Origin of the sequence: Thermosulfuriphilus ammonigenes (assembly GCF_011207455.1) — a bacterium.
GTDB classification, from domain to species: domain Bacteria; phylum Desulfobacterota; class Thermodesulfobacteria; order Thermodesulfobacteriales; family ST65; genus Thermosulfuriphilus; species Thermosulfuriphilus ammonigenes.
This window is the reverse complement of the sequence record NZ_CP048877.1, coordinates 2,008,375-2,026,452: the sequence shown is the minus strand read 5'-3', so window position 1 is coordinate 2,026,452 and position 18,078 is coordinate 2,008,375. Positions and strand designations below refer to the sequence as shown.

Annotated in this window: 15 protein-coding genes; 10 read left to right on the top strand and 5 right to left on the bottom strand. The window is 48.4% G+C overall.

All coding sequences use genetic code 11. From position 1 onward, the window contains the following. The first annotated feature begins 2 nt into the window (after window positions 1-2). Both G4V39_RS09875 and truD read left to right on the top strand, forming a co-directional pair. Entirely contained in the window at window positions 3-761 is a 759-nt protein-coding gene (locus G4V39_RS09875) for an ABC transporter ATP-binding protein (protein ID WP_166032775.1), read from the top strand. After that, a complete protein-coding gene (gene truD / locus G4V39_RS09870; protein ID WP_166032774.1) occupies window positions 758-1,909 on the top strand; it encodes a tRNA pseudouridine(13) synthase TruD in 1,152 nt (383 codons plus the stop codon). Before G4V39_RS09875 ends, truD begins: the two co-directional genes overlap by 4 nt. Window positions 1,910-2,026: 117 nt before the next feature. On the opposite strand, the gene G4V39_RS09865 is transcribed toward truD, so the two are convergent. The 5 genes from G4V39_RS09865 to G4V39_RS09845 form a co-directional block, all read right to left on the bottom strand. Then, window positions 2,027-3,070, bottom strand: coding sequence for a cytochrome c3 family protein (locus G4V39_RS09865; protein WP_166032773.1), 1,044 nt, complete (start codon window positions 3,068-3,070; stop codon window positions 2,027-2,029). 16 nt (window positions 3,071-3,086) lie between these two features. Continuing rightward, a complete protein-coding gene (locus G4V39_RS09860; protein ID WP_166032772.1) occupies window positions 3,087-3,902 on the bottom strand; it encodes a cytochrome C in 816 nt (271 codons plus the stop codon). A gap of 14 nt (window positions 3,903-3,916) precedes the next feature. Further along, window positions 3,917-4,867, bottom strand: a complete 951-nt coding sequence (locus G4V39_RS09855; protein ID WP_166032771.1) for an NHL repeat-containing protein — start codon at window positions 4,865-4,867, stop codon at window positions 3,917-3,919. A gap of 100 nt (window positions 4,868-4,967) precedes the next feature. Beyond that, the gene (locus G4V39_RS09850; protein ID WP_166032770.1) at window positions 4,968-6,095 is read right to left on the bottom strand and encodes a cytochrome c3 family protein; all 1,128 of its coding nucleotides are present in this window, start codon (window positions 6,093-6,095) and stop codon (window positions 4,968-4,970) included. Window positions 6,096-6,170: 75 nt separating this feature from the next. Then, window positions 6,171-7,298 carry a cytochrome c3 family protein gene (locus tag G4V39_RS09845; protein WP_166032769.1) on the bottom strand — a complete coding sequence of 376 codons (1,128 nt, stop codon included), beginning with the start codon at window positions 7,296-7,298 and terminating at the stop codon, window positions 6,171-6,173. A gap of 637 nt (window positions 7,299-7,935) precedes the next feature. Between G4V39_RS09845 and G4V39_RS09840 the strand changes: the two genes are divergently transcribed. From G4V39_RS09840 to G4V39_RS09805, 8 genes are all read left to right on the top strand, one after another. Further along, the gene (locus tag G4V39_RS09840; RefSeq protein WP_166032768.1) at window positions 7,936-9,804 is read left to right on the top strand and encodes a hypothetical protein; all 1,869 of its coding nucleotides are present in this window, start codon (window positions 7,936-7,938) and stop codon (window positions 9,802-9,804) included. A 98-nt stretch (window positions 9,805-9,902) separates the two neighbouring features. Then, entirely contained in the window at window positions 9,903-10,400 is a 498-nt protein-coding gene (locus G4V39_RS09835; protein ID WP_210412090.1) for a CsgG/HfaB family protein, read from the top strand. Between the two features lie 22 nt (window positions 10,401-10,422). Beyond that, entirely contained in the window at window positions 10,423-11,907 is a 1,485-nt protein-coding gene (locus G4V39_RS09830; RefSeq protein ID WP_166032766.1) for a T9SS type B sorting domain-containing protein, read from the top strand. Next, a complete protein-coding gene (locus tag G4V39_RS09825) occupies window positions 11,897-12,481 on the top strand; it encodes a hypothetical protein (protein ID WP_166032765.1) in 585 nt (194 codons plus the stop codon). The genes G4V39_RS09830 and G4V39_RS09825 overlap by 11 nt, the downstream gene beginning before the upstream one ends. Continuing rightward, window positions 12,482-14,119 carry a peptidylprolyl isomerase gene (locus tag G4V39_RS09820; protein WP_166032764.1) on the top strand — a complete coding sequence of 546 codons (1,638 nt, stop codon included), beginning with the start codon at window positions 12,482-12,484 and terminating at the stop codon, window positions 14,117-14,119. Further along, window positions 14,100-16,040, top strand: a complete 1,941-nt coding sequence (locus G4V39_RS09815) for a cytochrome c3 family protein (protein ID WP_166032763.1) — start codon at window positions 14,100-14,102, stop codon at window positions 16,038-16,040. The genes G4V39_RS09820 and G4V39_RS09815 overlap by 20 nt, the downstream gene beginning before the upstream one ends. After that, window positions 16,037-17,206: a cytochrome c3 family protein gene (locus G4V39_RS09810; protein WP_166032762.1), complete on the top strand. Its 1,170-nt coding sequence runs from the start codon at window positions 16,037-16,039 to the stop codon at window positions 17,204-17,206. Before G4V39_RS09815 ends, G4V39_RS09810 begins: the two co-directional genes overlap by 4 nt. Further along, window positions 17,179-18,078, top strand: coding sequence for an NHL repeat-containing protein (locus G4V39_RS09805; protein ID WP_181494256.1), 900 nt, complete (start codon window positions 17,179-17,181; stop codon window positions 18,076-18,078). Before G4V39_RS09810 ends, G4V39_RS09805 begins: the two co-directional genes overlap by 28 nt.

Sequence of the window (18,078 nt, the reverse complement as noted above, 5' to 3'; positions counted from 1 at the left end):
CGATGGGTGTGCCGGTTTTGGAATTTAGACAGGTGAGCAAAGGCTTTGGGGGTCTAATGGCCCTTTATGACCTTAACTTCTCTCTTATGGAGGCTGAGATACTGGGGCTTATTGGTCCCAATGGAGCCGGTAAAACCACGGCTATCAATCTAGCCAGTGGCCTTATCAAACCCCAAAGCGGTCAGATCTTCCTGGCCGGAGAGGATATAACCGGTCTTCCTCCCTGGAGAATTGCCTCCCTGGGGCTGGCTCGAAGCTTTCAACATCTGGAAATCCTGGAAGACTTTTCGGTCTTGGAGAATGTTATGGTCGGGCTCCATCGGCGAGGCCAAGCAGGTTTCCTGGCCGCCCTTTTTCGTCTTCCGGGGGCCGTAAGAGAAGAGAAAAAACTTCGGGAAGAAGCCCTGGCCGTCCTGGAAGCCCTGGGACTTAAGTCCTTAGCCTTTAAAATAGCCGGAACCTTGCCCTATGGACTCCAGCGTCAGGTAGTCTTGGCCAGAGCCTGGGCCTCCAGGCCGCGGGTTATTCTGCTGGATGAACCTGCCGCCGGATTAAACGCCGCCGAAAAGAAGCAACTTATTCGCAACATACGGCACATCCAGAGTGCCGGATGTGCCGTCCTTCTGGTAGAACACGATATGGCCCTGGTTATGGAAGTCTGTGAACGTCTTCTGGTCCTTAATCATGGACGACTTATCGCCCAGGGCCCCCCACGGGAAATACAGCGTCATCCAGAGGTTGTTAAGGCCTATCTAGGATGAGGATCAAACAGACCCCCGAGGATTTCTGTGTCGAAGAGGTGGTTGATCTCTCCCCCGAGCTTGAAGGACCATATTCTTTCTACCGCCTGACCAAAAGGGGAGCCAATACCGTAGACGTTCTCCGGGATATTGCCCGTAAACTCCACCGCCGCTGGGAAGAGATAGCCTACGGGGGGCTTAAAGACCGCCACGCCCTGACCATCCAGTACATCACTATAAAAAGCGGTCCGACCAGAGACCTGAAGGGACAAAACTGGAGGCTGGAGTACCTTGGACGTAGCCCTCACCCTATGGGTAAATCTCACCTTTTGGGGAACCGCTTTCGGCTGATTGTTAGGGAGGTAAAGCTTGAAGAGGAAAAAATTCGTCAAGAATTGGAACTTATTGAACGTTTTGGGATTCCTAACTACTACGATGATCAGCGCTTTGGCTCTGCCCGACACGGTCAGGGATTTGTGGCCAAAGAGGCTATAAGGGGTAATTACCCCCGGGCCCTTTACCTTCTTTTGGCCCAGGCCAGCAAGTGGGACGAGAAAAAGGTCCGCCGCTTCCGAAAGTGCCTTACCGAAAGATGGCCAGAGATAGGCCCTTGCCTATCACTGGCTCCCAGTCGCTGGGAAAGAGAGATAGTTTTCTTTCTCTCCCAGGGGAAGATATCCAAAACTCGAGCCAGACGGGCCTTTTCTTTAGTTGATCGCGAATTTCTTATCCTTGTAGCCCAAGCATATCAAAGCTTTATCTGGAATGAATGTCTTAAGGAGTTCCTCAAACAGATGAAGGTCAAAACCTGGCCGATTCCCTACTGTGTGGGAAACCATCTTTTCTATAGAGAACTTCCTCCCCCAGCCTTTGAACAATTAAAAGAACTGGAGATTCCCACTGTCTCCCCAAAACTTAGGCCAGAAGGTCAAATGCTCAAGGTTATAGAGCGGGTCTTAAAAAGGGAAGGGATAGACTCAGTAAACTCTTTTCGAACCAAGGCTAAGGGGATGATTTTTAAAACTCTAAAGCGACGGGCTATTGTCTTTCCTCAAGAACTGGCCATGAAAAAGTCGGAATCCAGCGTGTATCTTGAATTTTTCCTTCCTAAGGGGAGTTACGCTACGGTTCTTCTCAAAAGACTTCTGACTCTTCCCCAAAGCATCTAATCTGATACCAACAGACGTTTCTGTAAAACCAGGAAGGCTGTCTATTACCCTGAGGTCTTAAAAACAAAAAGGGGCGGCTTAAAAGCCGCCCCAGCCATCTCTATAGCCTTGATGAGGCTATCTGTTCATTACCGGAAGGTTATGCGGGTCAATATGACAATTCAGGCAGTTGGGGAATTTCTTGTGCAAGGCCTCCGTGTGCGGCAGACCATGGCAGTCTTGGCACTTGGGAATCTGGCCATGACGCACGTGACAGGTGGCACAATAAAGCTCTGAATGTTTGGTATGGTTAGTCTGGAGATTCTGGTAGATCTCCGTATGACAAGAACCGCAGACCTCCCTTGGCGTCTCTTCTGGATACTGCTTGATATTCTTCGGGCTGTGGGGTGAATGACAGACCAAGCAGTCTTCAAATTTTTGACCCTCTACATGGGGCTCATGGCAATCAAGGCAGTTGGGGATATAACCATGCTTGTCAGCATGACATCCCTGACAGCCAACCTCATTGTGTTTGCTCGGATGAGCCTGCATCTCCCCTGACTCGTTCTTATGGCAGATGGCACAAAGGACCACCTGTTCTTCCTTACCCTTTACTTTTACCGCTCTAGTCTGAAGGAGGGTCTCAAAATTTATATCCCGAGGTGAATGGGGTTCTTTGTGGCACTCAAGACAGTTAGGAAAGTCTTTTCCATGTTTGAGACCATGACAGTTTTGACATTTGGGCATGATCTCATCCCAGTTCTGTTTTTTGGGATTGTAACGGTGAAATTTCTCGTGACAGTTGGTGCACATAAAACGGTGTTTACTCTTACTTTCTTTAAGGGTTTTAAAAATCGGATAATGACAGCGAGCACACTCTGCCGGGGTAAGGGGTTTAACCTCCTGCTCATAGAGCTCTGCCCCGGCCGGAGCCTTCTTCTCCGGCTTGGTCTCTGCCTCTGAAGCCACGGCTGGAGCAGGCTCTTCAACCTTGGCTACCTTAAGAGGCGGACCTTCCTCAGAAGGCGCTTTTTCCTCCTCCTTCACCTGGACAGTGGGAGCTGGGGCTTTCTCCCGCTCCACCGAGGCCTTTTCCATTTGTTGGGCACAAGCCACAAATATAACTGTCAGCAAAAAAAGACCTGCAACTGTTAGAACTAAAGCCGTGATTCTTTTTCTCATGGCAGCACCCCTCTTCTTATTTGGCTAGGTTGTGTGGATCTTGATGGCAATCCAGACAGCCCTTGAACTTCTCCAGCATCGCCTGTGGATGAGGTTTACCGTGGCAGGTTTCACACTGCGGGATTATGCCATGGACGCCTCGATGACAAAAGACACAGGCCAATTTGGCATGCTTAGTGGTGCCAGATTCCAGAAGCTCTCGGATGTCACCGTGGCAGGCCCCACAATCCATATTAGGAATATCCATTCCATAGGTAATATTAAGGGGCTTATGCACCGAGTGACACTTGACACAGTCTTCAAACTGTTGCCCCTCTCGATGAGGCTCATGGCACTTAAGACAACTTGGTATGTAACCATGTTTGGTATGACAGAAGGAGCAATCTACTTCGGCATGGGCACTGGGATGTTCGTTAACCTCCTTAACCTGCTGAGGATGACAGGTCTTACAGGCCGGTTTGGTCTCGCCCTCAAAGACTATATTAAGGGGTTGATGGGGATTTCGGTGGCAGGCCAGACAGTTGGGAAGTTCAAAATGTGATTTCCCCTGATGGCACTTAGAACACTTGGGTATAATCTGCTCTTTGGGGACCAGTGGAGGGTGTCCCCCCTCATGACAATCCGTACAGGTGACCGCTGTCTTATGGCTGGCGCCAGCCTCCTGAATCTGATGAACTATTTGCGGATGGCACTTGATACAATCACTGCTGGTGAGCTGAGGAGAGGTTGGCTCCTGGGGAGAAGCCGGAGCCTCTTCAGCCGCCCAGAGTGGACTTGCTAAGGGAATCAGCGCCAGAAGACCTGCCACAAGTAGAACTCTGATCACCTTCATCATTGCTCCTCCTATCATTTCTTAAGCTTCTGTAAGGGCGTTATAAAAGAAGGTGTAGTGTTCAAGGGGACACTACCCATGCCCTTCTGAACCAGCTCCACTACCTGCACCCGGTGATTAAATAGATCTGCTACATAAATTCGGCCATACTTGTCAACCACAATATCGGTCGGATAATTAAACCACCCTGGACTCCAACCTCGCCCGCCGAATTCAAAAAGTAAGCGACCATCATCGTAGCGAAAGGCCTGCCCCATATGGCGCATATAGTCCACCACGTAGATAAGCCCCCGCTCCGGGTCGGCAGCTACCCCCCGAGGACGACTGAGTTTACCAGAACTGCCACCTTTTTGACCAGCCTTAAAAAGGTAGCGCTCCTGGGAATCATAGACGTATAATCGGCCCATTTCTTCACTTACCAAATAAATTCGCCCTTTTTCATCTATAAAGACATCAGTAATTACGGCCTTTTTGGGAGGGAGGTTAGCCGAAACCGAGTCCTTAGGAGATAGAAGATGAAGAAACTTACCCTCTCGGTCGAGGACCACCACCCCGGCAAAGTCCAAACCAGTCACATAAATTTGGCCATGGATACCAATAGCTACAGATTTGGGGTAAAAAGAGTCGGCCCCTTCAAACCCCTCAAAATAAATATCCCTAACCTTAATAGCCGCCGCATTGAAGACCGAAATTCGAGCTCGTGGTTCCTTCTCAGTAGGATTCTGGCAGACGTACAGATTACCCTCGGAATCGAGAGCCAATCCGGTGGGAGCCACTACCCCCCGACCAGGTCCTATAGAGAAAACAGGGAAAAGATCAGGACTGTAGATAACTATCTTGGAACGAGAGGCATCTGTAACATAAAGCTCATCGCGGACTGGATCATAAGCAAGGGCCGAAGGATAAGAAAGGGGCTTACCTAAATCGTCAGTCTTAAGGATGGCTACTACTTTAATCTCGGCCACGGTGACCGAGGGTTTTTTGGCCCATGAGGAGCTACCTATTAATAAAAAAATGAGGCCCAGGAGGGCCAACAATAACTCCCTCCTGGGCCTCAAATCTTCGTTACTGTCCTTTGGTGGTATGGCAGACAAAACAGCCACAGTTCGCATTGCTGGTGCCGGCTATACAGGCATTAAGGTAATCCCAGCGCAGCATATCCGGATAGGGGCTGCCGTGAGGTCTATGACAGGAAAGACACATCACCTGATCACTACCCGGGGTGACAATGTTGGTCGGCCCCGTCATCCCGGAAAGGGTGTTCGGATCCCTGGCCACAGGTGCAATGGGATTGTAGTCGCCCGGGCCAGTGCCACCAGGATTGTTGTAGTAATAATACTCTTTGTTGGGATCATTGGGCAGAGCAATATGGTTGGGGTGCCTGAACCAGGGCGAATGGTTATCAGCTAAAACATTACCATCCGTATCTACATAATTGACTCCATGGAACTTGAAGTGGCAACCCGCACAGTAGTTGCTCATGGAATTGTCATCGTTGCCATAGATATTGTTGGTGCCGTTGTATTCATTGTGATCCGTGGCACTTACCGTCTGCTCCCAGTCAGAATCCTCAATGCCAATCACCCCTGTGGCCGAGCTGCCGTGCTCCGACGAATTAAGAAAGCGATACCAGCCACCAGACTCTCCAACAACCGGCCCTGAATCGTCAGCGTGGTGAGCCGGCTTGTGGCAGCTCTCACATCTGCTCACCTGTCTATGACACCCCGCACAGCTACCCCCAGAGGCTGAGTCAGGCATACCCGGAGCCTGCGATAAATTGGCGTCTTGACTCACGCCGTCTATGGCCAGAACGTTGTGACCATAGACATCACCATTGGTGATCAGCCAGTAAAAGTTACCTCCGGCAAGAACCCCAGTTGAGCTACCATCGCTAGGATAGGTTGGCTCCTGAAGATTGACCACAATGGGGATTCGGGTGCTTCCCACAGTAACAATGGTCTCTGCTGTAGTGTTTGAATGACAACCAACGCAAGGATCACTAAAACTTGACACTGGATCTAAAAGGTAGGGATTAGGCCCAGAAGTTTTAATGGCCTGGCCATTTTGAGAATTATGCATGGTATGACAGTTTGAGCAGACCCCAGAGACCCGGGCCTGCCCTACCCCCACCAAAGACACCCACACCCACAAAAAGACAACTGCCCCTATCGAAATCTTAAGTTTTGTCTCCATCCTCCCCCTCCTGCCCAATAACAATAAGTTTGGGAGGGGGTGTTCTCCCCTCCCAAACTTTAGTTCAGCTAATAATTAGTATTTGGTGGTATGACAGGCGTAGCAACCACAATTTCCAGAAGAGCCGCTTGAAGCGTTACACTGGGTGTAATCCCAACGCAGCAGGTCATCATTGGGGGTACCGTGGGCTCGGTGACAGGAAATACAGAGGACAATGGCATCATCGGCGGCCTGAAGCACCGTGCTCTTGACACCAGAGAGATCCGTGGAGCCAACCGGAGCCCCGGGCCAGTAGGTCCCAGCAGTATCGAACGGCCCAGGATACTGGCCATACTCCTTACTGGAGACATTGTTCATGTCAAAATCAGAGGGATGACGAATCCAGGGTGACCCAACCGTGCTGCCCTCATCATCAGCACCGGCGGTATTTCCCGTACCACTGTGGAAGTTTCCATGACATTCGGCACAAAGATAGTTGATGCTGGCCGGATCAGCAGCGGAAGGATCATCTACAAAATTACCAATTCGGTCCACGGCATAGTACTGATTGTGGGCGGTGGAGGTGGGCTGATACTCCCAATCAGAGTCTTCAATGCCCTTAATACCTTTGAGGAAGCGAAAGCTCTTACCTACAGTAGAACCATCAATAGTGGAATCGTCAGTATGATGAGCCCCGGAGATAGCCTTAAAGTCGTCAGTATACTGGTGGTCACCATGACAACCATAGGTTCCAGCACAGGTGAGCTGCTGGCTCCATGTAGCCTCACCATTGGCCACAGCCCCATTTTTCTGAAAATCAGTATTATTCCAACCAGGAGGAGTAAGACCGATGGCTCCATCTTGAGAGGCGATACCAGAGACATTATGCCCCTTGGCGTCACTGCCCTGGGCCACCCAGTAGAAGTTACCACCAGCCAAGGTGTTAGTACCGCTCTCGATACCAAAATTGCCATAGGTAGGTGCCGAGGTGAAATTTACATAGGGAATGTTATTGGTCCCAGTGTTTGGACCGCCCGTATGGCAACCAACACAATCCCCCTTTGTCAAGGCCCGATAAGGCCCTCCAGAGACCACCGCCGCACCGTTCTGAGAGTTATGCATGGTGTGACAGTCAGCACACGGGCCCTGTACTCGGGCCTGAGAGAGCCCCGGCAAAACCAAGACCAAGGCCAAAATTACTGAAAAGATAAAACCCTTTCTCATAGCTCCCCCTTTCTTTAAAGTTTTCTCCTTTTTAAAATTTTTAAAAAAACTGGTAAATGAATTTAACTTCATTAGGCTACCTATTCTTTTAGTAAAAATCAATTCTCCTTTTTAAGGATTTAAACAGCTACACTAACCTCTCTCACCTCCTTCTTCTAAGAATTAAGAAAAACCAATCTATTTATTTACTATCTTGCTAATTTTCTAGATCTAACCAAAACTCTTTCTTCCACTTGACCTCTTCAAGCCAACTTTTAACTAAATCTGTCTTATCTTAGACCTTTTTAAAAAACCTGGCATCTTTTGTATAACTTATCTTTTTAGCGCTCTTTTTAATATATAAAACCTTTTCTCCCTCTTGGCCAGTCCTCCGGTTAAAAATTTAGATAGCCCTCAAGAATTGTTTACTCTCTAGACTAATTATCGGATGACTGTCAACTCATTTTTAAAATTTTCACTTTTCGGTAAAAACCTAAAATAGTTTTAGGAATCCCTGAAGATCCTTAAAGAAAGGATCAGAAAACAAGTTGAAAATAGGCACAAATAAATATATTTAACAGGGCCAATGAATGGATCAGCATGGGGGAGGCTGATAATTGCTTTTTTTTTATTCTTTGGGCTCCAGACAGGGGGAGGGGTGAAGGCCTACAACTTTTCTACTGACTGGCGCTATTGGGAGTATTCAGATCAGGAAAGCCAGCTCCAACAGACTTACTCCTTAAGCCTATCTTCACAGGCTACCCGGGCCATTAACACCGGGGCTACCATTCGCTACAATCGGACCGAACGGGGATCCCAGAGAAGAGAGCTTTTTACTCCTACCGCCTACTTAGGAATCCGCAACGATCTTTTTAACTTTAACCTCAGTGCTACCGATACTGAAAGACGTAACTCGGACAGCCCCAATTTTTCCTCCCGCTCCTGGGATGCTAACCTTTCCACCACTTATAAAGAAACTTCTTTGCGCTTTTATTATGGAAGTTCCACCCAGCAGGATGACAGCCAGCCCAGAAGGATAGACAGCACATCTGACCATTGGGGTTTTAGCGCCAATCGCCTCTGGCGAGGTATTAACCTATTTTATGACTATAGAGGTTCTACCAGTGATGACCGCGTTAAGGAATCCACCACAGACACCGAATCTCACTTTCTCAAGGGCCAATACACTGGCCGATGGCGTAAGCTATCTTACAATTTTGGCCAGCAATTTAGCTTTACTAAGACCGACTGGAAGGGGAAAATAAGTGGAGGTGGTTACTCCGAATTTGAACTTACGATTAGTATTAGTTGGGAGCCAAGTAAACCAGCCAACGGTGATTCCCTAACCAAAAATCAAGAGATCATTATCGACCTTGGCACCCAGTCCCTAGACAGCATCTATTTCTATACTGACGGGACCATACTTGAGCCTGTCCCCACCACTGTCCGGTGGGACATCTACTGGAGTTCGGATAAATCCACCTGGAATCTTATAGCCTCAAATATCTCCCTTCCCTATCGCTTCTCCTCTACTTTCTCCCGGGGGCGATATATTAAATTAGTAGTTAAGGATGTCCCCTCTCCCGCTCCTATCCTTAATGATCCCGAGGTTAGGGCCTATTTATTTATCTATTCTAGTAGCTACACCCAAAAATCTAAAACCTATCGCACTGATCTTTCCCTGACTTATGCTTTAAATGAGGATATATCTCTATCTTATTATCTAGCTTATGATAAAAATATCCCTGAACCAGGCAATCAGGCGGAAAACACGGTTCATACCCTGGCAGGATCCTGGTTTATAAATAAGTATCTTCAGACTCAGGCCAACCTTTCCCAGAGTAGCAACAAGGTAGAGGGACAGCCGGAGACAAAGATTACCAACGCTTCAGCCACCATTATCTCTGATATTCTGGAAACCCTTTCTCTCTCAACCGGACTAACCCACTCCATCTCCGAAGTAGGAGGGGCAAAACAGAGTAGCTCTGACAGCTTAACCCTTTCTACCTCCGCCAAGCTATACCCTGACCTTGATCTTCGGTGGGACGTTACTTATACCCTATCTCATAGTTACGAATCAGACACTGATACTACTGGGCTGACTTCAAGGCTCAATATTATCGCCAGAATTCGTCCATCGCTTACTATCAATAGCCTTTACAACTATACCAGGAGTGAAACCACTGGAGCGACCAGCAGCCAAGCCACCAGCCATAATCTCTCTCTTGATGTCAGCTGGCGGGCCTCGGATGTGCTGCTTATCAGAGCTGCCGAAGCGGTCTCCTGGTCGGACACGGAGGATAAGACTTTCTCCTCCAACTATTCACTCTGGTGGGCCGTAAGCCCGAAGGTTCAGTTTAATCTTCAGTATTCTGGATCCCGCAATGGTAGCAAAAGTGATCAATATTCGACCTTTCTCTCCTGGACTATTAGCCGCTATCTCTCCCTTAAGACCAACTATTCTTGGAGTAAAAGTGATGGTCAAACTCAGTGGACCTGGATGGTCAACCTCACGGCCTCTTTTTAGAAGATTGGGGAGGAATGTTTATGAAGGGCTCTAGCAAAATTGCCGTTTTATTAATTAACCTGCTTATTCTAATTGCGTCCTGCGGGACCCATCAAATGATGGAATCTTATCTGCGAGAGGGGGTTGATACAACTTATATTAAAAAGGTGGCGGTACTCAAATTTGAAAACAATTCCCAAGACAACTACGCCGCCGAACGGCTCCGTAACATTACCATGACAGAGATCCTCTCCCTCGGACTCTTTGACGTAGTAGATAAGGCCATGGTAGATGTAGTTCTGGAAGAACAGATGGTCGGGGAGAAGGTCTCCCTGGACAAAAGTACCCTGCGTCGGATAGCCAAAAAACTAGGAGTCCAGGCCCTAGTGGTTGGCGCCGTGGATGCTTATGAAGAAAATAGAGATGGAAGCTATACCTACCCGGTAGTAGCCCTTACCCTGCGGTTAATAGATGGGGCTTCGGGGGAGGTTATCTGGCAGGCCAGCGGCACAGCGAGTGGTTATAGTACTAGTGGTAGGCTTTTTGGTTTACGTCCTAAAGATTTTACTCAAGTAAGCTTTGATCTAGTAGAAAGGTTGCTGAAGACTTTAAAGTGATGGCCTGCCGGAAGGGGGCTAGATGTTTAGATTAAAAAAATTTTTGACAATCTTTGGCAAAGTTCTTGGATTAGGCATTTTCTTACTCCTTATTTCCGCCTTTCCGACGAGGGGACAGATTGCTGTTTTTCCTTTTGAGGACCTCTCCAAAGATATCAACGGGGTCAACCTGGATCTCTCCGAGGCTGTGGCTCAGGCCCTAGAGGACCGCGGTTTTCAAGTAGTACATCCAGACAAGGTCCTCAATTTTATGGCCAAAAACCGTATCCGCTGGACAGGATGGGCCGAAAGACTAACAGCGGCTCGGGCCTCAAGAGAGCTGGGGGTAGATCTCATCCTTCTAGGCACAGTAACCGAACTTGATCCAGATGAACCGGCTTTAGGTCTCTCCTTAAGGATTCTGAGGGCCAGAGACTATCAACTCATATGGAGCAAGACCGTATCTCTATCAGGGCTGGCAGAAGTCAGTCTTCTGGGCCTTGGGAAACATGACTTCCAGAGTCTCCTCTCTGAAGGAATAAAGAAAATTTTAGCCAGTCTTCCCCAAGATCTGGAGCGAAGCCTAGCCCAACCGCCTATTTTTGAAATCGCTGATGTCTTTGTCCGTCCTCGTCACGTAAGAGGGGGTAAACGTATAGAGTGCGCTGTACGTCTGGACATCTCTGGAGATCCTCCAGAGGAGGTTTATTTCCTCCTTCCTAGTGGACGTCGGGTTCCCACCATTAAGAAAGGAGATCTTTACATTGCCTGGTGGACAGCTCCCCGTAAGGAAGGACGTTATCCGGTAAATCTCCTTTTGCGCTGGGGAAGACCATGGCATATGGAAAAAAGACTCTTCCTTTCCTCTTTTATGGTGGACAATACTCCTCCAAAGCTGGAGATAAGGACCCTTAAAGGAGAAGCTCTACCCCAAGGTGTGGCCTTTAAACGCCATATTGTTCTTGTTCCGGTACTGGAGCGTCCAGAACCTATCTCTCGTTGGCTACTCCAAATCTCTTCGGTAGAAACAGGCCAGCTGGTAGTAAAGGAAGAACGGCCAGGACGCCTTCCCCCCTCCTTTACTTGGCGGGGGGCTGATCAAAGTGGCCACCGAATACCCGATGGCCGTTATCGAGTCTCCCTTAAAGTTTGGGATCAGGCTGGAAACACCTATATTGCCGAACGTGATCTCATTGTCGTCAAAGGTGCTCCACCAGTAAACCTTCAAGCCCGAGCCTTTTCAGAGAAGATGGTTATTAAACTGAACATCGGAGCCCATCCGGTGCCGGTATCCGAGTGGCGCCTTGAACTTTGGGATAAAGAAGGAAATCTAGTTGGGGAGTATGAGGGACAAAGGCCTCCTAAGAGCTTAGTTATTCCCAAACAAGAAGGCCTCCTTTATAGCTTAGAGGTCCGGGATATTCTTGGAAATCGGCGAAGAGTCCGAAATGAGGAACTAAAGCCCATCATCATGCGTGCTGCGGAAGAAAAGAAGAAAGTGGAGAAAAAGTGGGTGGATGATTTCTAATGTTACTTGGAGATTTCTGGGCCTCTTTCTGCTACTCATTGGACTTTGGGGTTGTGGATCGGATCTCCCCCGGGTCGATGTGGCCCGGGGAGTCTCAGCTAGACCTTGCCGAGTGGCCATTCTTCCCTTCATTAATCAGACCAAACACCCCACCGTAGCCCGTTTGGTCTATCGAGTTCTTATTGCCCAAATGGTAGAAACTCGATCCTTCGATGTCGTCGAAGAAGGGGCTGTTAGACATTTTCTAGTTATGGAAAGATGTCCGCTCGGGCAGGAGCCACCGGCCCGAGTGGTGCGCCTTCTGGGAGAGAAGACGGGAGCCCAGGCCGTAATAAGTGGTGAGATTCTTAAGGCCAAAGAAGAAGGAAATGATGTGTCTTTGGCCTTTAACATCTGGGTAAGAGACGCTAAAACAGGACGGCTTCTATGGAGTACTTATCACTCTCGAGAGGGTGAAGAATACCGTAAGGCTTTACATTTTGGGCGCATCTGGACTTTAACTGGTCTGGCCCAAAAGATGGTCTCAGAGATCGTTGACAATTGGAAAAAAAGGGGTCTGGGAGGTTGTAAATAAGTGAAACGGTACCAGATATTCATTAAGTCATTAATTCTTTTCTTTCTATTCATCTCCGGAACAGCTTGGGGCTTCTGGGGGCGGGATTATCTAGTAGAGATAAATGGTCAAAAGTACACGACTGACGATTTCAAACGATGGTGGAAGTATTGGAAGGATCCGGGGATGAAAGTCCCTGAAACCCCCGATCCTTTCATAGACTGGAATCTTATGGCCGATGAGGCCCTGGCTTTAGGGCTTGACCAGGAACCATCCTATCGACGAAAGCTTGATATCTTCATCCAGGTTCGCTCCCTGATGCAGCTAAAATATGACGAAGTTGACAGTCGTATTGATTTGAGTCGCAAAACCTTATGGCCCGAGTATGTAAAAAATTATACCCCTCGGCTGAAGATAAAGGCTTTAATTACCAATGACGAAAATGAGGTCCAGGCCTGGAAAGAAAAAATTAAGACCCCTAAGGACTTTGAAACCCTTTTTGAGAAACTATCCCCCGAAGGAAAGGCTCGAGATTTTGGCTGGGAGCGTCCGATAACCATCCCTGAAGTTATAAAAGATAAGGTCCTTTCGGCCTCACCGGGAGAGATCCTTGGCCCCCTGAAGTTAAACAATCGCTTCTACATTCTCTATGTTGAAGAGAAAAGAGGACCGGAGGAGGAAGACTTCAAGAAAGTTCGCAACAACGTAGCCACAAGAGTCAAAAAGAGAGAATCACAAAGGCTCACGGCTGAACTTATTAAACGCCTCCGGGAAAAATATCCTGTAGAAATAAACCAAGAGGTCTTAAACCAAATTGGCCTTGAGGAGCCACCTAAAGATCTCGCCGGGGCAACAGTCCTTAAAATAGCCGACAAAAGCCTCACCGGGGCGGATTTACATAAACTCCTTAAAAAGGAGGCCAAGCTCAGGGCCGGCAAGACCCCTTCTTCCCAGGAGCTAAACCAAATTAAACAGCGGATAATCAACGACTCTATCGCCCAGACCCTTACTACCTGGGAGGCCATTAACCGCCACTATGAAAAACGGCCCCCTCTCAAGGAGGTATATGACTTCTATCGCCGGCAACGTTTAGTCAGAGAGTTGGAAGAAAAGATTATCTGGCCCAACGTTAAAGTGACCGAAGAAGATGCCCGACGCTATTATGAAGAACATAAGAAGGACTTTACTCGCCCAGCCCAGGTAGAGATGGCCGTAATCAAGACCCAAGACGAACAACTGGCCCGGAAGGTCTATCAACGCATCCAAAGGGGAGAAGACTTCTTTGAAGTGGCCAAAGAGGTTGATTTTCATGGTGCCAGACCAGAAAGAAGGCCTCTGGAAAGCCTTGTTCCAGAGATGAGGGAAGTTTTAGAGAAAATGGAAGAAGGACGGATCTCTCCGATTATTAAGTTCAAGAGTCCCTTTGGTGAAGAGTGGTATGCCATAGTTAAACTCCTTAAGAAAAATCCCGAAGAGGTTCATCCTTTTGAGATGGTCAAGAAAAACATCATGAAGACCTTGGCCCAGAGGCGTTTTGAGGAGCTCAAAAGGGAATATCTGGCCAAGCTTCGGGAAAAATCACAGATTAAAATCCATCAGAAGACCTGGCGAAGGCTCAAAAAAGAACTGGAGGCTACCGATGAAGCCCACGTCCATTAAGTGGCTGGCAGGGCTAGTATTTTTCTTCCCTCTAATCTTTGGCTGCGTTCAAAGTCCTCAACCCCAGGCTCCCAGAGCCAAAAAAACCTGTCTTGAGTGTCATCCAGACTACAAGACCCTGGTTACTAAAGAAGGACCGGTAATCCATCAACCGGTAGCTAGTGGACAGTGTAATGGTTGTCATCGCCCCCACGGTCTGGTGGGAGGGGCCTTTTTAAAGAGTGATCCACCTCAACTTTGTCTTCGCTGTCACCAGAAGACTTTAGAAGAGCTCCGCCGCCAGACAGTCCACCCGCCAGCCCAAAAAGGGGGCTGTTTTCTCTGTCATCTGCCTCATTCAGCTCCCCAGAAAGGACTCCTTAAAAAACCCGTTGATAGTCAGTGTCTCGAATGTCACCAAGATGTCTTAAAAGGGGTTAATAAGCACCAGGCCTTAGAGGAAGGTTGTCTTCGTTGTCACCAACCTCACGGCTCAGATCAGCCAGATCTTCTCCAAGAAAAATCCTCTTCTCTCTGTCTCTCCTGTCATACGGATAAGACAATCCTTAAAAAGGCTCACTTTAACTTTGATATTAGCCAAGCTTGTATTCAATGCCATGATCCCCATAGCTCTGGGCAAAAATCTCTCCTGCGTCCTTCGATACATCAGCCTGTTACCAAGGGAGAGTGTAATTCTTGTCATATCGGTCGGGGAGAACATCCCTTAGGGCTTAAGGGAGACCCTCAAGAGGGATGCCTAAGTTGCCATCCCAAAGAGACTGGCGCCAGCCACCACCTCCCCTATGACCGGGGAAAGTGCCTTACCTGTCATGGTCCCCATGGCAGCGCCTGGTCCCCACTTCTCTCTAAAGCTCCGGGAGCCCTTTGCACCCAGTGCCATAGCACTCAAAAGGTCCAAAAGCCTGGACGCCAGATCCGAAGTGAGCACAAGCCAGTCAAAGACGGCGATTGTCTTGCCTGCCATCGGGGTCACATCTCACAGCAAAAGTCTTTGATAGCTGAAGAGCCCGGCAAACTGTGTCTGTCCTGCCATGAGGGGATCAAGAAAGGACCGATAGCCCATCGGCCTACTGCTAAAGGGCAATGTTTAACCTGCCACCTCCCCCATGACTCCTCCCAGCCCCATCTTTTAGGAAAAGAGGAAAAAAAGCTTTGCTTTTCCTGTCATCAAAAAACCGCCAAGGAAGAAAACAAATTCAGCCTCCATACCCCTTTTGCTAGTGGACGTTGCTCTGACTGTCATGATCCCCATTACGCCCAGACAAAATATCTCCTTCCTGAGTCTCCAAACCAGATGTGTTTCTCCTGCCACCAAAGGCTAGAAAAGGAATTCAAAGGAGAGAAAGTCCATGCTCCCTTTGCTCGAAAGCAGTGCCTTACCTGCCACGATGCTCATGCCGCTGAATACGCCTTCCAGATCAAACGCCCTCTGGACACCATATGTTTTGACTGCCACAGTCAGGTAGGACAAATGGTCAGACGGGAAGCGGTTGTCCACCCACCGGCAGAAAAAGGGAACTGTCAGCAATGTCATCGTCCCCATGGAGGTGAAAAGCCCTGGTACCTCAGGGAGGACTTAAAAGACCTCTGTCTTTCTTGCCATCAGGATGTCTCTAACTATTGGCGACAGGGGGTGGCTCATCCTCCGGCAGAAGAGGAAGAGGGTTGCCTCACCTGTCACCAAAGCCACGCTGGTTCACGTAAAGCCTTACTTAAGGCCCCGGCAGGCAAAATATGTCTTAGTTGTCATAAGATAGATCAGGCCCTTGTTTCTGCGCACAACGACATTACTCCCTCCCCCAAGTCATGCACTACCTGCCATAATCCCCATGGGGCCCCTGACGAGCGAATGCTCTGGCCAGTAGAGCATCCTCCCTTTGAAAAAGGGAATTGTCTCCCCTGTCACGGAGGTGGCCGATGATACGTTGGTGGATTTTGCTTCTGATTATTCTCTGGGGGCCATTTTCTTGGGCCCAGACCCAGAAGGTCTGTTTCAAATGCCATCCTCGAAAGGCCTTTATTCAGGGCCGAATTCATAAACCGATAACCAAAGGAGAATGTGATCGATGTCATCTGCCCCATGTTTCGCGCTACAAAGGACTCCTTAAGGAACCTGCCCCAGGGCTTTGCTTCACCTGTCACAAGCCTTTAAAGAAGGCCTTAACCCAAGCCGAGGTGATTCATCCCCCAGTGGCCAAAGGGGCCTGTCTTCGCTGCCATGAAGCTCATACCTCCCCTCAGCCTAACCTTCTTAAGGAAGAGGCCAAAACAATTTGCCTGAATTGCCACAAGGATCTTCGCCAGAAGTTCAAGAACCCCCATTTCCCTTTTGCTCAGGGGAAGTGCCTCTCATGTCATGAGGCTCATGTATCAAACGACAGGCGCCTTATTAAAAAGACTGGACCAGATCTCTGTCTCACCTGCCACAAAGAAACCGCAAAGCTCTCAAAGACCCATCAGGGAAAAGCTCCTGGAGAAATGGATTGTCTCTCCTGTCACAATCCCCATGGGAGCGATAGAAAAGGGCTCTTAAGGGAAAAAGGACATCCTCCTTACGAAAAAGGGAGCTGTCAGACCTGCCATAAGGCTCAAAAGAAGGGAGCTGATCTTTGCCTTTCCTGCCATGAAGACCAGAAGAAGAGCTTCGAGCACACCCACAACCACCTTTTAGGAGGGCTTGAGGAGAATCCGTGCCTGGTCTGCCATAGCCCCCATGTGGCCGATACAGAGGCCCTCCTTAGAGACGCCCCGGGGCGGTTATGTCAACAATGTCATCCAGAAACCTACCGTCAAAAAGAGGCCAGCCTTTACATTCACCCCCAATGGGGTAACTGCCTCAACTGTCATGTGGGCCATGGTTCAAATCATCCAGCTATGCTCAATGGAGACGGTAATGCTGCCTGTGTCCGGTGTCATGAAACGCAAGGAGAATTCACTCATCCTGTTGGGGACAAGATCATCGACCCCCGCAATGGTCAGCCGGTAACCTGCGTTACCTGTCATGATCCAATGGGCACCAACTTTAAGTACAACCTTAGACTAAGCGGGGAGGCAACTCTATGTCTCGAGTGTCACAAAAATTATTAATCTACTGGGTTGTTTTTCTGGGGATCTCTCTTGGAATGGAAATATGTCTTCCTTCTATCAGTCAGGCTATCTCCTTTAAACTTAAGGTCTCGCTGGAGAAGGATGCCAATGGTGTTCACTTCCATTACCCATTAGCCATGTACTATGATCAGACTACTCAACGCTTGTATGTCAGTGATACTGGAAACAATCGTCTCGTCTCCTTTGATCGCCAGGGCACTCCTCTTAAAGAATTTGATGCCGCTGGCCAGCTCAAAGGTCCTTTAGCCATGGTAAGAGACCAAACAGGAAGTCTTTGGGTTGTAGAAAGACCCCTTAATAGCCTCACCCACATTGATCTGAAGGCTCAGCGTCTAAAAAGGCATCAGCTCACCTATCAGGGACGCACTGTTTTAGTTGATCGGCTCCTGGTATGGAAGAAGCACTTAATTGTTCTTGATCGAGCTACCGGAGAGGCTCTTCTGCTTGACAGATCCCTCAAGGTAAATAGGGCCATAAGGCCCAAAAATAAAGATTTCCGGGGCTTTTTCGATATTAAAATTAAAGGGGACTGGCTGTGGGGGTTAGAAAATATTAGCGCCCGTATCTATGGCATTAATTTAACAACAGGAAAGGAAATCTTTGTCACTCCTGATCGCAAACTTTCACTTCCTGTGGCTCTAGAAATCGACAGGCAAATGAATATTTACATCCTTGATCGTTATCTAAAAAAGATTTTTGTTTTTGACAAAAACGGACGTTTTCGATACTCCTTTCTCGATGAAGGAGCTACTCCCGGCCATCTCAATTACCCTTGGCAGTTACTTTTTGTCGATAGCGAGCTTTTAGTGCTTGATGAGGGAAATGGCCGCATAGATATTTGGAGACACTAA

What these genes read in the sequence shown, in the direction of transcription:
- G4V39_RS09875 (WP_166032775.1), top strand. Translation starts at nt 3, where the DNA reads ATGGGTGTGCCGGTTTTGGAATTTAGACAGGTGAGCAAAGGCTTTGGG.
- truD (WP_166032774.1), top strand. Translation starts at nt 758, where the DNA reads ATGAGGATCAAACAGACCCCCGAGGATTTCTGTGTCGAAGAGGTGGTT.
- G4V39_RS09865 (WP_166032773.1), bottom strand. Translation starts at nt 3,070, where the DNA reads ATGAGAAAAAGAATCACGGCTTTAGTTCTAACAGTTGCAGGTCTTTTT.
- G4V39_RS09860 (WP_166032772.1), bottom strand. Translation starts at nt 3,902, where the DNA reads ATGAAGGTGATCAGAGTTCTACTTGTGGCAGGTCTTCTGGCGCTGATT.
- G4V39_RS09850 (WP_166032770.1), bottom strand. Translation starts at nt 6,095, where the DNA reads ATGGAGACAAAACTTAAGATTTCGATAGGGGCAGTTGTCTTTTTGTGG.
- G4V39_RS09845 (WP_166032769.1), bottom strand. Translation starts at nt 7,298, where the DNA reads ATGAGAAAGGGTTTTATCTTTTCAGTAATTTTGGCCTTGGTCTTGGTT.
- G4V39_RS09835 (WP_210412090.1), top strand. Translation starts at nt 9,903, where the DNA reads ATGGAATCTTATCTGCGAGAGGGGGTTGATACAACTTATATTAAAAAG.
- G4V39_RS09830 (WP_166032766.1), top strand. Translation starts at nt 10,423, where the DNA reads ATGTTTAGATTAAAAAAATTTTTGACAATCTTTGGCAAAGTTCTTGGA.
- G4V39_RS09825 (WP_166032765.1), top strand. Translation starts at nt 11,897, where the DNA reads ATGATTTCTAATGTTACTTGGAGATTTCTGGGCCTCTTTCTGCTACTC.
- G4V39_RS09815 (WP_166032763.1), top strand. Translation starts at nt 14,100, where the DNA reads ATGAAGCCCACGTCCATTAAGTGGCTGGCAGGGCTAGTATTTTTCTTC.
- G4V39_RS09810 (WP_166032762.1), top strand. Translation starts at nt 16,037, where the DNA reads ATGATACGTTGGTGGATTTTGCTTCTGATTATTCTCTGGGGGCCATTT.
- G4V39_RS09805 (WP_181494256.1), top strand. Translation starts at nt 17,179, where the DNA reads ATGTCTCGAGTGTCACAAAAATTATTAATCTACTGGGTTGTTTTTCTG.